This is a genomic window from Hydrogenophaga sp. H7 (assembly GCF_002025745.1).
Classification (GTDB): Bacteria; Pseudomonadota; Gammaproteobacteria; order Burkholderiales; family Burkholderiaceae_C; genus Hydrogenophaga; species Hydrogenophaga pseudoflava.
On sequence record NZ_MCIC01000019.1, the window covers coordinates 62571 to 76153 of the forward strand.

At 68.7% G+C, this 13583-nt stretch carries 13 protein-coding genes; 4 read left to right on the plus strand and 9 right to left on the minus strand.

What is annotated here, in order from left to right; genetic code table 11:
• The first annotated feature begins 94 nt into the window (after positions 1–94).
• The 4 genes from BC358_RS22395 (at position 95) to BC358_RS19900 (ending at position 4865) form a co-directional block, all read left to right on the plus strand.
• On the plus strand, positions 95–1426 hold the full coding sequence (locus BC358_RS22395) for a tetratricopeptide repeat protein (RefSeq protein WP_241559727.1): 1332 nt from the start codon (positions 95–97) through the stop codon (positions 1424–1426).
• Positions 1416–2822, plus strand: coding sequence for a sensor histidine kinase (locus BC358_RS19890; protein ID WP_079367179.1), 1407 nt, complete (start codon positions 1416–1418; stop codon positions 2820–2822). The genes BC358_RS22395 and BC358_RS19890 overlap by 11 nt, the downstream gene beginning before the upstream one ends.
• The gene (locus tag BC358_RS19895) at positions 2800–3447 is read left to right on the plus strand and encodes a response regulator transcription factor (RefSeq protein ID WP_066158298.1); all 648 of its coding nucleotides are present in this window, start codon (positions 2800–2802) and stop codon (positions 3445–3447) included. Before BC358_RS19890 ends, BC358_RS19895 begins: the two co-directional genes overlap by 23 nt.
• 131 nt (positions 3448–3578) lie before the next feature.
• Positions 3579–4865 carry a DUF3047 domain-containing protein gene (locus BC358_RS19900; RefSeq protein WP_218669511.1) on the plus strand — a complete coding sequence of 429 codons (1287 nt, stop codon included), beginning with the start codon at positions 3579–3581 and terminating at the stop codon, positions 4863–4865.
• Positions 4866–4877: 12 nt separating this feature from the next.
• Here the strand turns inward: BC358_RS19900 and BC358_RS19905 are convergent, their stop codons facing one another.
• Genes BC358_RS19905 through BC358_RS19945 form a run of 9 tightly spaced genes read right to left on the minus strand, consistent with a single transcriptional unit; the run spans position 4878 to position 13573 of the window.
• A complete protein-coding gene (locus tag BC358_RS19905) occupies positions 4878–6356 on the minus strand; it encodes an NAD-dependent succinate-semialdehyde dehydrogenase (RefSeq protein ID WP_079367181.1) in 1479 nt (492 codons plus the stop codon).
• A gap of 33 nt (positions 6357–6389) precedes the next feature.
• On the minus strand, positions 6390–7466 hold the full coding sequence (locus BC358_RS19910) for an ABC transporter substrate-binding protein (protein WP_079367182.1): 1077 nt from the start codon (positions 7464–7466) through the stop codon (positions 6390–6392).
• A gap of 10 nt (positions 7467–7476) precedes the next feature.
• Positions 7477–7761: a cupin domain-containing protein gene (locus BC358_RS19915; RefSeq protein ID WP_066158306.1), complete on the minus strand. Its 285-nt coding sequence runs from the start codon at positions 7759–7761 to the stop codon at positions 7477–7479.
• 15 nt (positions 7762–7776) lie between these two features.
• Positions 7777–8736 carry an agmatinase gene (speB, locus tag BC358_RS19920; protein WP_066158308.1) on the minus strand — a complete coding sequence of 320 codons (960 nt, stop codon included), beginning with the start codon at positions 8734–8736 and terminating at the stop codon, positions 7777–7779.
• Positions 8737–8740: 4 nt separating this feature from the next.
• Positions 8741–9346 carry a GNAT family N-acetyltransferase gene (locus tag BC358_RS19925; protein ID WP_079367183.1) on the minus strand — a complete coding sequence of 202 codons (606 nt, stop codon included), beginning with the start codon at positions 9344–9346 and terminating at the stop codon, positions 8741–8743.
• Positions 9347–9349: 3 nt separating this feature from the next.
• The gene (locus tag BC358_RS19930) at positions 9350–10168 is read right to left on the minus strand and encodes an ABC transporter permease (protein WP_066158312.1); all 819 of its coding nucleotides are present in this window, start codon (positions 10166–10168) and stop codon (positions 9350–9352) included.
• 13 nt (positions 10169–10181) lie between these two features.
• Positions 10182–11426: an ABC transporter permease gene (locus tag BC358_RS19935; protein ID WP_066158465.1), complete on the minus strand. Its 1245-nt coding sequence runs from the start codon at positions 11424–11426 to the stop codon at positions 10182–10184.
• Entirely contained in the window at positions 11426–12451 is a 1026-nt protein-coding gene (locus BC358_RS19940) for an ABC transporter substrate-binding protein (protein ID WP_066158314.1), read from the minus strand. The genes BC358_RS19935 and BC358_RS19940 overlap by 1 nt, the downstream gene beginning before the upstream one ends.
• 39 nt (positions 12452–12490) lie before the next feature.
• Positions 12491–13573, minus strand: coding sequence for an ABC transporter ATP-binding protein (locus BC358_RS19945; protein WP_066158316.1), 1083 nt, complete (start codon positions 13571–13573; stop codon positions 12491–12493).
• Positions 13574–13583 lie beyond the last annotated feature (10 nt).

Genomic DNA, 13583 nt, shown 5'->3' on the forward strand with positions numbered 1-13583 from the left:
GCCCTGTGTGCCTTCGGCCGCCCACAATCCCTGCGTTCCTTCCTAGCATCGCGCCACTCCCAAGCCCGGGAGCCCACGACACGAAGGAGCCCTCATGCGCAGGTTTGTGACCACCGCCCTGTTTCTCACCGCTCTCGCGGCACCTTCGGCCTGGGCCGCCGACGGCACCTCCGGTGAACAACTGCTGCCCATGCCGCCGGAGCGGGTCTGGCGGGCGGTGCAGCAGGCGCTGGCCGACCGCGGCGCGGACCACGCCGAGGTGCTGGTGCTGGACGGCGCGCGCTACGAAGCCCGCCTGCGGCCGGAAGCCCTGGACGGGTCCGACCTTCACCTGGATGTGGACTGGGACACCCGCACCGGCGGCACGCGCCTGCGCTGGTCCGCCACGGCCGCCGGGGCGCAGGTCCAGGCTGCGGCGTGGGTGCAGCGGCTGGCCGAACGCGCGGGTGGGCTGCGCGCCAGCAATCAGCTCTGCCGCGGCCCCCACCCGACGGCCGAGGAGATCGAGGCGGCGCAGATCGAGATCCCCGCCAGTTGCGAGTACAGCACCGGCCATTTCTCCACCGCGCTGTTCGAACTGGAGAAATGCGGCGATTTCGACACCGCGCTCCAGATCATGGCCGACTGCGTGAAGCGGCGCCATGCGGGCGGGCTGATCCGCCTCTCGCAGTACTTCGACCTCGGCTACGGCGTGCCCAAGCGCCCCGAACGGGTGGTGGAGTTCCTGCGCCTGGCCATGGACAGCGACAACGAGGGCTATGCCCGGCTGGCCCGGCTGCACTACGCGACGGCGCTGCATTTCGGCCTGGGTGTGGCACCCGACCGAACAGCCGCACGCCGCCTGTTTGAAGACCTGGCCCGGGAAGGGCAGGCCGATGCGCAGGAGTTCCTGCGCCTGGGTCACCACGGCGCCTGGCTGCGACCCGACGGCCAGCGCTTCCGGGACACGCCCGCAGCCTCGCCGGCCGCCGCGGTGTCGCGCGACGACTCCGGCAACGACATGAGCTACGGCGCGTTCGTGAACAGCGACAAGCGCATCAAGTGCCTCTACGGCTACGCCGCAGACAAGACTGGCGACCACGCGGCGGCGGTGCGCATCTTCGAGGACTGCATCAGCCGCTGGAACGACCCGTACTCGATCATCTGGCTGGCGCATCTGCTGGAGAACGGTCATGGTGTGCCCAGGGACCTGGCGCGCGCGGCGCAACTGCTGCGCCAGGGCGCCGAGCACCCCGACACCTCGGGCTACGCAACGCTGGCGCGCTACCACTACGGCATGGTGCTGGCGCAGGGTCAGGGCGTGCCGGCCGACCCGGCGCAGGCGCGCCACTGGCTGCAGCGCGCAGCGCAGGAGGGCCTGGACGAGGCGCGCGAGGCCCTCGCCCGGCTGGAGGCCGGGCCCGACAATCGGGCCCATGCCCGCTGAGCACGCTTCTGTCCTGTTCCCCGTCCCCGGCTACCGCCTGCAGCGCCGCCTGGGCGCCTGGCTGCTGGCGGGGGCGGCGCTGCTGCTGCTGGCCTCGGGTGGCTGGAGCCTGTGGCGTGTGGCCTCGGCGGTCGACCCGCAGCTGCAGCGCCTGGCGCGGACCATCGAACGCCTGCGGCTGAACGAACTGGGAGCCGAGCCCGGCGTGTTCCAGGCCACGCTCGCGGGCGAGGAGCTGCAGAACCTGGTCGGGCTGGGCGAGCTGGTGCCGTTCTGCCTGACCGTGCGCAACATCCACGGCCTGGCGGTGGACCAGCGCTGCCTGGGCACGGCGGGGGCGCATCCCGGTGGGGTGGAGTCGCTGCTGCGGGCCACGGCCGGAGAAGAGGTGGGCGCGCTGCTGCCGCTGGTGCGCTACCCCGGCACCCGCGTCGGCGAACTGGCCCTGGCGCCGCACTGGCCGGCGCAATCGGCCCTGCTGTGGCAGCACTGGTGGCAGACCCTGGTGAGCGCGGCGGGCGTGCTGGCGGTGGCGGCACTGGCCTATCTGGCGGCGCGGCGCGCGCTCAGGCCCACCAGGGCCATGCTGGCCACCTTGCAGCGTCTAGAGGCGGGCGACCTGTCGGCCCGCATGCCGCCCGCGGGCCCCCGCGAGCTGCAGCGCATTGGCGCCCAGTTCAACCGCATGGCCGACCGGCTGCAGGACACGGTGGGCGCGCAGCGGCAGCTGGCCGACCGGCTGCTGTCTGTGCGCGAGGAGGAGCGGCGCCACCTCGCGCGCGAGCTGCACGACGAGCTGGGCCAGTCGCTGACCTCGATGCGGGCCGAGGTCGCAATCGTGGACGAGGTGGCGCGCGAGTCGGTGCCTGCGCTGCTGCCCAGCGCCGATGCGCTCACGCGCACCTGCGAGGGCATGGTGACCGCGGTGCGCCACATCGTGCAGCAGCTGCGGCCGCCGGGGCTGGAGACCTTCGGGCTCAAGGCCAGCCTGCAGCAGCTGGTGGACAGCTGGCGTCGACGCGACACCGGGCGCTGCGGGTACAGCCTGCAGATCGACGGCGATGTCGATCGCTGGGACGACACGCTCTCGGTCAGCGTGTTCCGGCTGGTGCAGGAAGGCCTGACCAATGCCGTGCGCCACGGCCAGGCCACGCGCATCGCGGTGGTGTTGAGCGAACGCGCCGACGGCCTGCACCTGCAGGTGCAGGACAATGGCCCGCTGGCTCAGCCGCCTTCGCTGCCGGACAGCGGCGGCCAGGGTCTTCTGGGCATGCGCGAACGGGTGCAGGCGCTCGGCGGCACGCTGGCGCTGGAAGTGGCCGATCCGCACGGCCTGCGCTTGCGCATCCACCTGCCGGTTCATGAGGGACACCATGCTGCGCCTGCTGATCATTGACGACCACGCCATCGTGCGCGAGGGCTACCGCCGCCTGCTGGAGCGGCGCCAGGACCTGCGCATCGTGGCCGAGGCCGGCACGGCCGACGAGGGATACGAGCAGTTCAAGACCCACGAGCCCGAGGTGACCCTGCTGGACCTGAGCCTGGGATCGGGCAGTGGCCTGCGGCTGCTGTCCCAGATGCTGCGCCACAGCCCGGAGGCGGCGGTGCTGGTGTTTTCCATGCACGCCGAGCCGCTGTACGCGGTGCAGGCGCTCAAGGCCGGCGCGCGCGGCTACGTGACCAAGGGCAGTGCGCCACAGGTGCTGGTGGATGCGGTCTACCAGGTGGCGCGCGGCCAGCGCGCGCTCAGCCCCGACATCGCGGGTGAGGTGGCGGGCATGCTGCTGGACGGCGAGGGCGAACACGCCGGACTGACGCCGCGCGAGTTCGACATCCTGCGGCTGCTGATGCAGGGGCTGGACGTGGATGCCATCGGCCTGGCGCTGCACATCAGTCCCAAGACCGTGCGCAACGGCCACTACCAGCTCAAGGCCAAGCTGGGCGCGCGCAGCGACATCGAGCTCACGCGCAAGGCGCTGCAGTTCAAGCTGTTGGGCAGCAGCGACCCGGCCAGCGCCTGACCCGGGACGCTGTCCCGGACGGGGTCGGGCAAAACGCCCGCCGTGTCCGAAGCGGCCGTGGTGCTTCCTAGCATGGGTTCCAGCCCGCCGGCATCCGCTCCGGCGGGCAGCCACCCCTTCAGGAGACCACCGTGACCCTCTCGACAACCGTTCCCGCCGCGCCCCTCGACCACGGTCCACACGACCATTGCTGTGCCCACGACCATGTGGGTGGACACGCCACCCCAGCCATGCCCAGCGCCAGCCGGCGCCAGTGGGTCAAGGGGCTGGCCGCGGCGCCGCTGCTGGCGGGCCCCTGCGCCGTGGCCCATGCCGACAGCCCGAAGCCGGCGCCGGGGGCCATCCGCCCGGCGGCCGAGCTGGCGCAGGACTTCCGGCACCTGGCGCGGGGTGTCGACGCGGTGGTCCGCATCGAACCCTTCACCCTCATGCCGTCGAACCTGCCCTGGAGCCAGTCGCTCGGCGAGCTGCAGGCCGGGCAACAGGTCACGTTCTTCCTCAACGGGCTGTGGTGGTTCAGCAAGGAACACGGCCGCTGGCTGGAGCCGGGTTTCGTGTTTTTCGCCCGCGTCGCGGGCAGCGGCGGCAGCAGCGCCATCCACAACACCATGCAGAACACCGGCACGCTGACGGCCGACCGCACCGGCCGCCTGCAGATCGCGCGTTCGGCGGGCGAGTTCGCCAACCCGCAGGGCGATCTCGCGGTGCCGCTGGCGCAGTACCTGGCGGGGGAGGGCCGCGTCGAAGGCGTGGCCATCGTCTGGAAGGGCAGCGCCGAAGACGGGCTGCTGGCCCTGTCGGCCCGGGGCGATGTGCAGGGCCTGGTGCGCGCCGAGCTGCAGCGCCAGCGCCAGGCGCGGCTTATGCCGGCGGGCTGGCAGCACTTCTTCGCGTTCGGCGACGGCGGCATCTTCACCGAGGGGCCCGACCAGCGCATCGACTGTGAGACGCACAAGAACGTCGGCATCCTGCAGTACCCGCTGGCCGACCAGCCGCTGCGTCCGGGGCTCACGCTGGACTGGCAGTGGGTGGTGGACCGCCTGCCCTCGCACCTGCCCGAGGACCAGATCCTGACCCACGACTACCTGTCCATCGCGGTGGAGTTCGACGACGGCCAGGACATTACGTATATGTGGAGTTCCAGCCTGCCGGTGGGCCAGGTGTTCCGCTGTCCGCTGCCGGGCTGGGACGCGGTGGAGACCCATGTGGTGCAGCGCAGCGGGCTGGCCGACCTGGGCAAGGCCTTCGACGAGCGCCGCGACCTGCACGAGGACTACCGCCGCATCGTCGGCGGCCAGGCCAAGCGGGCGGTGCGGGTCTGGCTGATCGCCAACTCGCTGTTCCTGCGCCAGGTCGGGCGCTGCGCCTACCGGCGCATTGCCATCGGCCAGGCCGGCCAGCAGCAACGCATCCTGTAGGCGGGGGTCAGATCACTTGAGCACGTCGCCGATGCAGACGTACTTGATCTCGACGTAGTCGTCCATGCCGTAGTGCGAGCCCTCGCGGCCCAGGCCGGACTGCTTGACACCGCCGAAGGGCACGTGCTCGGTCGCCAGGATGCCGACGTTCACGCCCACCATGCCGTACTCCAGCGCTTCGCTCACGCGGGTGATGCGGCCGATGTCGCGGCTGTAGAAGTAGCTGGCCAGGCCGAACTCGGTGTTGTTCGCGGCGTCGATGGCTTCCTGCTCGGTCTTGAACTTGAACACCGGCGCGAAGGGGCCGAAGGTCTCTTCGCGGGCGCACAGCATGTCGGCCGTGGCATCGGCCACCACCGTGGGTTCGAAGAACTGGCCGTCCAGGCGCTTGCCACCCACCAGCACACGGCCGCCCTTGGCCTGTGCGTCGGCGACGTGGCGTTCCACCTTCTGCAGCGCGGCTTCCTCGATCAGCGGGCCCTGGTTCACGCCATCTTCAAAGCCATTGCCGACCTTGGCGGTTTTCACCTTGGCGGCGAACTTCTCGACGAACTGCTCGTACACACCTTCCTGCACGTACAGGCGGTTGGAGCAGACGCAGGTCTGGCCGGCGTTGCGGTACTTGCTGGCGAAGGCGCCTTCGACGGCGGAGTCGATATCGGCGTCGTCGAACACGATGAAGGGCGCGTTGCCGCCCAGTTCCAGCGACATCTTCTTGACCGTGGGCGCGCTCTGCGCCATCAGGATGCGGCCGACTTCGGTGGAGCCGGTGAAGCTGATGTGGCGCACCACGTCGGAGGCGCACAGCACCTTGCCCACGGCGATCGAGTTCTGGTCGTCGGCGGTGACGATGTTGAGCACACCGGCCGGGATGCCGGCGCGGATCGCCAGCTCGGCCGCGGCCAGGGCCGTCAGCGGGGTCAGTTCGGCGGGCTTGATGACCACCGGGCAGCCGGCGGCCAGTGCGGGCGCGACCTTGCGGGTGATCATGGCCAGCGGGAAGTTCCAGGGCGTGATGGCGGCGCAGACGCCGATGGGCTGCTTGAGCACCATCAGGCGGCGGTTGTTGTCGAACTGCGGCAGGGTCTCGCCGTTGACGCGCTTGGCCTCTTCGGCGAACCACTCGACGAAGCTGGCGCCATACGCCACTTCGCCCTTGGCTTCGGGCAGCGGCTTGCCCTGTTCGGCCGTCATCAGGCGGCCCAGGTCGTCCTGGTTGGCCATCAGCAGGTCGTACCACTTGCGCAGGATGATGCTGCGCTCCTTGGCGGTCTTGTTCTTCCAGCCGGCCCAGGCGGCGTTGGCGGCGGCGATGGCACGCTCGGCATCAGCCGGGCCGAGGTTGGCGACGTCGGCCAGCTTCAGACCCGTGGCCGGGTCGAGCACGTCGAAGCGGCTGGCGCCCTGGACCCATTCGCCGTTGATCAGGCCGTCGGTCTTGAGCAGGGTCGGGTCCTTGAGCAGGGCCAGGGGGGAGGTTTTCATGTCCATGCGGGTCTCCTTGAATGCAATGGGTGGAATGCTCTATTTCAGCGCGTCGGCGAACCGCTTTTCAAGCTGCGCGCCATTGCCCACCCAGAAGGTCGGGTTGAAGCCCAGCGAGCGGCGCAGGTTTCCGGGCGCCGATGGCAGGTCGCTGGGCGCCATCGACAGGTCGATGAGGTGGGCGTCGTCGATGACCCGTTTGCGGCCGTTGTCGTACTGCAAGATGGCGTTGTAGTGGGTCGGGCCGTAGGCGATTTCGCGCGAGAACGCGAGCTGGGCGGCGTCCGTGGTGGCGAAGTTCACGAAGGCGCGCGCCTGTTCGGCACGCGGCGAACCCTTGACGATGGCCCAGTAGTCGATGTCGTAGATGGCATCGGTCCACACCGTCGACAGAGTGGCGCCATCGGCCACGGCCGCCGAAATGCGGCCGTTGTAGGCGGTGCTCATCACCACCTCGTCGGCAGCCAGCAGCTTGGGTGGCTGCGAGCCGGATTCCCACCAGACGATGTGGGGCTTGAGCTGCTGCAGCTTGGCCAGGGCGCGCTGCAGCCCCGGCTCGGTGGCCAGCAGGCTGTACACGTCGCGGCGGTGCACACCGTCGGCCATCAGCGCGAACTCGAGGTTGTAGCGCGCGCCCTTGCGCATGGCGCGCTTGCCCGGGAATTTCTTCACGTCCCAGAAATCGGCCCAGCTGCGCGGCGCGGTCTTGAGCGTGGCGCCGTTGTAGGCGAGCACGGTGGACCACACGAAAGCGCCGACACCGCACTCCTGCACGCTGCCGGCCAGCAGCATGGAGGTGTGGGGCACCTTGCTCTTGTCGAAGGGCTCGAACAGGCCTTCCTTGCAGCCGGTGGTCAGCTCGGAGGATTCGACTTCCACCACGTCCCATTCGACCTTGCGGGTCTGGACCATCTTGCGCACAGGGCCGAGGTCGCCGTCGTACTCGACGCCCTTGGCCGGCACCTTGCTGGCCTGGGTGAAGGGCTTGAGGAAGGCCACTTCCTGCGCCTTGCCGTTGGCGCCGCCGAAGTTGGCAACCACGAGGGGCTGGGACTGGGCCGAGGCCAGCGCAGGAATTGTCAGGGCCAGCAGCAGGAAGGGTCTGGAAAGTGGCATGGGCGTGGCGTCAGCGCATTTCGATTTCCACGAACACGACCTCGTGTCCGGTGGGGTTGATGACGTTGTGCTCCACACCGACCTGGCGCGTGTACGACTGGCCCGGCACCAGCGGCGAGGTGCGGTTGCCCTCCGGGGTCTCCAGCAGCAGCTCCCCGCCGGTCATCGGGACGACGACATAGTCGTGCGCATGGCGGTGCCAGCCGGTTTCGGCGCCGGGCGGGAAGCGCCATTCGGTGACGATCACGCGGTCGTTGTCGATCTGAACGGTGGGGATGGCCTGGGGACGGCTCATGGACTTTCCTCGGTTTCAGCGGTAGTGAACGCCGGGCAGGACGCACAGCATTTCAAAGAGCAGGTTGGCACCCAGCAGCGCGGTGTTGCCGCTGGTGTCGTAGGCGGGCGAGACCTCGACCAGGTCGCAGCCCACCAGGTTCAGGCCGCGGCAGCCGCGCACGATCTCCAGCGCCTGCGGCACGTTCAGGCCGCCGATTTCGGGTGTGCCGGTGCCGCCCGCGTAGGCGGGGTCGATGCCGTCGATGTCGAAGCTGAGGTAGGTCGGGGTGTCGGGGCCGATCTTGGCGCGAATGTCGGCCATCAGCGGGGCGAGCGACTGCCACCAGACCTCGTGCGCCGGCACGATGGTGAAGCCCTGCTGGCGCGGCCAGTCGAAGTCCTCGGCCGAATAGCCGCTGCCGCGCAGGCCGATCTGCCAGACCTTGTCGCCGATCAGCAGGCCTTCCTCGACGGCGCGGCGGAACGGGGTGCCGTGCGCGATGCGCTCGCCGAACATGTCGGGGTTGACGTCGGCGTGCGCGTCCACGTGGATCAGGGCCACCGGACCGTGCCTGGCCTTCATGGCACGCAGGATCGGCAGGGCGATGGTGTGGTCGCCGCCCAGCGTGAGCGGGATGCAGCCGGCGTCGATGATCGGGCGGTAGTGGCCTTCGATGATGTCGACCGACTTGAGCAGGTTGTAGGTGTTGATGGGCACGTCGCCCAGGTCGGCCACCTGCAGCGCGTCGAACGGCGCGGCCCCTGTCGCCATGTTGTAGGGGCGGATCAGGCAGGACTCGGCGCGGATCTGGCGCGGGCCGAAACGGGCGCCCGGGCGGTGGCTGGTGCCGATGTCCAGCGGGACGCCGATGAAGCCGGCGTTCAGGCCGACGGCGGAGGTCGCGACGGGCAGCCGCATCATGCTGGCGAGGCCGCCGAAGCGCGGCATCTCATTGCCACCGAGGGGCTGGTTGAAGGTGGTGGGTTCGCTCATGTCTTCAGGTGCGGGGCTTGCTCAGCTGAAAGTCCAGGTGGGCCTTCACGCTCGGCCACTCGTGCGCCACGATGCTGTAGACGCAGGTGTCGCGCAGCGCGCCTTGTGCTTCCGGATGTCTGTTGATCTGGTGGCTGCGCAGCACACCGTCGAGCTTGGCACCCAGGCGCTCGATGCCGCGGCGGCTGGCGTGGTTGAACCAGTGGGTGCGGAACTCGACCGCGATGCAGCCCAGCGTCTCGAAAGCGTGGGTCAGCAGCAGGCGCTTGGCCTCGGTGTTGAGCGGCGTGCGCTGCACCGCCTGCCGGTACCAGGTGGAGCCGATCTCGACGCGGCGGTTGGCGGCGTCGATGTTCATGTAGGTGGTCATGCCCACCGCTTGGCCCTCCGGGTTGAGCACCGCGAAGGGCAGCATGCTGCCGGCCTTCTGCAGGCCCAGGCGGCGCTGGATCTCGGCCGCCATGCCCTCGGGCGTGGGGATGGCGGTGTACCAGAGCTTCCAGAGTTCTCCGTCGCGCACCGCCTCGACCAGGTCGTCGTGGTGCTTGGGTCGCAGCGGAACGAGGCGAACGTGGCGGCCGGCGAGGGTGGTGTCGGTGGTGAAGGGCATCCGTTATTTCCTGCGGCCGCGCAGCCACTCCAGCGTCAGCATCAAGGCGGTCGTGAACAGGATCAGCAGCGTGGCGACGGCGGCGATGGTGGGCGAGATGTTCTCGCGGATGCCGGTGAACATCTGGCGCGGCAGCGTGACCTGCTCGGGGCCGGCCAGGAACAGGGTCACCACGACTTCGTCGAACGAGGTGGCGAAGGCGAACAGCGCGCCCGAGATCACGCCCGGGGCGATGACGGGCAGCGTGACGCGGAAGAAGGTCTCCAGCGGGCTGGCGCCCAGGCTCAGGCTGGCCTTGACCAGGTTGTGGTTGAAGCTCTGCAGCGTCGCCAGCACGGTGGTCACGACAAACGGCGCGCCCAGCGCGGCGTGCACGATCACCAGACCGAGGTAGGAGTCGTTCAGGCCCCAGCGCGCGAAGTAGAGGTAGGCGCTGACGCCGACCACGACGATGGGCACGACCATGGGCGAGATCAGCAGGCCGGTGATGAAACCCTTGCCCAGGAACCTGGTGTTGGCCAGGCCCATGGCCGCCAGCGTGCCCAGCGTGGTCGCCAGCAGCGTGGCCAGCGGCGCGACGATGAAGCTGTTCTTGGTGGCGCGGATCCAGTCGTCCGAGTGGAACATCTCCTGGTACCAGCGCAGCGACCAGCCTTCGATGGGGTAGGCGAGGAAGGACGAATCGCTGAAGGACAGCGGGATGATGACGATCACCGGCATCAGCAGGAAGGCCAGCACGGCCAGTCCACCGGCGCGCAGGGCGAGCCAGCCGAGCTTGTCGAACAGGGTGTAGTAGGCGGGGAAGTCGGGCAGTTTGAACATCTTGGACTCCCGCTCAGCCGAGGCTCAGCTCGGCTTTCGAGACCTTGCGGTAGATCGAATACAGGATCAGCGTGGTGGTCAGCAGCACGCCGCCGAGCGCGCAGGCCATGCCCCAGTTGACTTCGACGTTGGTGTACTGCGCGACGTAGTAGCTCAGCATCTGGTCGCCCGCGCCGCCCAGCAGGGCCGGGGTCACGTAGTAGCCGATGCTGGTGATGAAGACCAGCAGGCCGCCGGCGGCGACGCCCGGGTAGGTCTGCGGCAGGTAGACGCGCACGAAGGCGGCAAACGGCGCGCTGCCCAGCGAGATGGCGGCGCGCAGGTAGTTGGGCGGCACCGACTTCATGACGCTGTAGAGCGGCAGGATGGCAAACGGCAGCAGGATGTGCACCATCGCGATGATCACACCCACGCGGTTGAACAGCAGCGGGATCGGCGCGTCGGTCAGGCCGATCCACATGAAGAAGCGGTTGACCAGGCCGTTGTTCTGCAGCAGCACGATCCAGGCCGCGATGCGCACCAGCACCGAGGTCCAGAACGGCAGCAGCACCAGGATCAGCAGGATGTTGGCCTTGCGCTCGGGCAGGGTGGAGAGCCAGTAGGCCAGCGGGTAGGCCAGCAGCAGGCAGAAGAAGGTGACGACCGCGCTCATCTGGAAGGTGCGGCCCAGGATGTCTGAGAAGGCGGCCTCGTCGTCGGACACGCGCACGATGTCGCCCAGCGGCGTGCGCTTGAGGTCGACCGCGGCCAGCAGGTAGTCGGGCGTCCAGCGCGAGCTGTTCTGGGCGATGGCCTGCCAGTAGGGCAGCTCTTCCCAGCGCGCGTCCTGCTCGATCAGTTTGGCTTTGGCCTGTTCGGAGGCGAGGTCCTTGAAGCCCGAGTCTTCGGATTGCACGGCACGGTAGGTGCCCATGACCAGCGAACGTGCACCAGGGACTTCGCTGTTGAGGCGCCGCGCCAGCACGCCGGCCTGCGCGGTGTCCTCGATCGCCGACAGGTCGGCGATCACCGCCGCGAAGGCGGCGGCGTCGGGCGGGCTGTGTCGATCCCAGCCGGCCAGCGCCTGCCCCGTGCGGGGCAGGGCGTCGGCGACCTCGGGGTTCTCCACCGCCCGCACCAGCAGCGATGCCAGCGGAACCAGGAAAAAAACGACCAGAAACGCCAGCAGCGGCAGCGTGAGCGCCACCGCGCGCTGTTTGCGGCGCCGCTCGGCGCGGCGCAGCTGCGTGGCCAGGTCCAGGGTTCCGCCGGCCATCATCATTGCGCTGCCCAGGCCGAGAAGCGCTTCTCCAGGGCTTCACCCTGGTCGGCCCAGAAGCCCACGTTGAACTGCAGCGCGTCCTTGGCATTGGCCGCAGACGTGGGCAGCTGGCTCAGCACCTTGGCGTCGAGTTTGCCCAGGGCCTTGGTGTTGGTCGGGCCGTAGCTGATGTTCTTGGCGTACTCGGCCTGTGTGTCGGCCGAGCTGGCCAGCGCGATGAACTTCAGTGCGGCGTCCTTGTTGGGCGTGCCCTTGGGCATGACCCAGTAGTCCAGGTCGTAGATGCCGCCGGTCCAGGTGATCTTGAGGTTCTTGCCTTCGCGCTGGGCGGCGTCGATGCGGCCGTTGTAGGCGGTGGTCATGGCCACGTCACCGGCGACCAGGAACTGGGGCGGCTGCGCGCCAGCTTCCCACCACTGGATGTTCGGCTTGAGCTCGGTCATCTTCTTGAAGGCGCGGTCGGCACCGTCCTTGGTGGCCAGCACCTTGTAGACGTCGGCGGGCTTGACGCCGTCGGCCATCAGGGCGAATTCGAGATTGTAGCGGGCGCCCTTGCGCATGCCGCGCTTGCCCGGGAATTTCTTGGTGTCCCAGAAATCGGCCCAGGTGACGGGAGCGTCCTTGAGCTTGTCGCCGTTGTAGGCCATCACGGTGGACCACACGAAGGTGCCCACGCCGCACTCGTGCACGGCGGCTTTCTGGAAGTCGGCCTTGTTGCCGATCTTGGCCCAGTCCAGCTTCTCGAACAGGCCTTCATCGCAGCCGCGGCTCAGGTCCGGGCTCTCGACTTCCACCACGTCCCAGGTGACCTTCTTGGCTTCGACCATGGCCTTGATCTTGGCCTGTTCGCCGTTGTATTCGACCATGGTGACCTTGGTGCCGGTCTTCTCGAACGGATCGATGTAGGCCTTCTTCTGCGCGGCGCCGTTGGCACCGCCAAAGTTGACGACCGTCAGGCTCTGGGCCATGGCGGGCAGGGCCACGAGGGCGGCCACGGCAATCAGTACAGGTTTGAGTTTCATCTGGAGGGTCTCCATGGGTTGAGGAACGGGGGAAAGGGCTCAGCGGTACACGCGCAGATGGGTGGGCGGCAGGTGCAGGTGCACCGTCTGCCCGGCCTGCATGTGGCCCAGGTGCTGCAGCGGCACCTTGACGCTCATCTCGGGCTGCTCGGGCACCTGGCAGCGCAGGCGCAGGTGGTCGCCGAAATAGATCACGTCGGAGATCGTCGCGGCCACGCGGTTGCCGGCGCTGTGGCCGGCGTCCACCACGGCGATGCGTTCGGGCCGCACGCTGCACTGCACCGTGTCGCCGACCTGGGCGTGGTTGACGTTGACACCGTGCAGGTGCGTGCCATCGGCCAGCTGCACCTCGCAGGTGTCACCGTTGTTGTGGATCACGCGCGCGTCGAGCACGGAGTTGTCGCCCACGAAGCCGGCGACGAAGCGGTTGGCGGGCGTTTCGTAGAGGCGGTCGACCTGGTCGATCTGCTGGATCACGCCCTCGTTGAACACGGCCACGCGGTCGGACATGGTCAGCGCTTCGCTCTGGTCGTGCGTGACATAGACGAAGGTCACGCCCAGGCTGCGGTGCAGGGCCTTCAGTTCGATCTGCATGTGCTCACGCAGCTGCTTGTCCAGCGCGCCCAGCGGCTCGTCCATCAGCACCAGCTGCGGGTCGAACACCAGGGCGCGCGCCAGGGCCACGCGCTGTTGCTGGCCGCCCGACATCTGCGACGGATAGCGCTGGCCCATGTGGCCCATCTGCACCATGTCCAGCGCGCGCTTGACCTTGGTGTCGATCTCGTTCTTGTCGAGCTTGCGCACCGTCAGCGGGTAGGCGATGTTGTCGGCCACTGTCATGTGCGGGAACAGTGCGTAGTTCTGGAACACCATGCCGAAGTTGCGCTTGTGCGGCGGGGTGCGCGTGATGGGCACGCCGTTGAGTGCGATCTCGCCCGAGGTCGGCGACTCGAAGCCGGCGAGCATCATCAGCGTGGTGGTCTTGCCCGAGCCCGACGGGCCCAGCAGCGAGAGGAACTCCCCCTTCTGGATCTCGAGGTTGAGGTCGCGCACCACCAGGGTGTTGCCGTCGTAGGTTTTCTGCACACCGGTGAAGGTGACGAGTGCGGAGCTGGTGGTCATGAACGCTTGG

What these genes read in the sequence shown, in the direction of transcription:
- BC358_RS19940 (WP_066158314.1), bottom strand. Translation starts at nt 12,451, where the DNA reads ATGAAACTCAAACCTGTACTGATTGCCGTGGCCGCCCTCGTGGCCCTG.
- BC358_RS22395 (WP_241559727.1), top strand. Translation starts at nt 95, where the DNA reads ATGCGCAGGTTTGTGACCACCGCCCTGTTTCTCACCGCTCTCGCGGCA.
- BC358_RS19935 (WP_066158465.1), bottom strand. Translation starts at nt 11,426, where the DNA reads ATGATGGCCGGCGGAACCCTGGACCTGGCCACGCAGCTGCGCCGCGCC.
- BC358_RS19945 (WP_066158316.1), bottom strand. Translation starts at nt 13,573, where the DNA reads ATGACCACCAGCTCCGCACTCGTCACCTTCACCGGTGTGCAGAAAACC.
- BC358_RS19915 (WP_066158306.1), bottom strand. Translation starts at nt 7,761, where the DNA reads ATGAGCCGTCCCCAGGCCATCCCCACCGTTCAGATCGACAACGACCGC.
- speB (WP_066158308.1), bottom strand. Translation starts at nt 8,736, where the DNA reads ATGAGCGAACCCACCACCTTCAACCAGCCCCTCGGTGGCAATGAGATG.
- BC358_RS19890 (WP_079367179.1), top strand. Translation starts at nt 1,416, where the DNA reads ATGCCCGCTGAGCACGCTTCTGTCCTGTTCCCCGTCCCCGGCTACCGC.
- BC358_RS19905 (WP_079367181.1), bottom strand. Translation starts at nt 6,356, where the DNA reads ATGGACATGAAAACCTCCCCCCTGGCCCTGCTCAAGGACCCGACCCTG.
- BC358_RS19910 (WP_079367182.1), bottom strand. Translation starts at nt 7,466, where the DNA reads ATGCCACTTTCCAGACCCTTCCTGCTGCTGGCCCTGACAATTCCTGCG.
- BC358_RS19930 (WP_066158312.1), bottom strand. Translation starts at nt 10,168, where the DNA reads ATGTTCAAACTGCCCGACTTCCCCGCCTACTACACCCTGTTCGACAAG.
- BC358_RS19895 (WP_066158298.1), top strand. Translation starts at nt 2,800, where the DNA reads ATGCTGCGCCTGCTGATCATTGACGACCACGCCATCGTGCGCGAGGGC.
- BC358_RS19925 (WP_079367183.1), bottom strand. Translation starts at nt 9,346, where the DNA reads ATGCCCTTCACCACCGACACCACCCTCGCCGGCCGCCACGTTCGCCTC.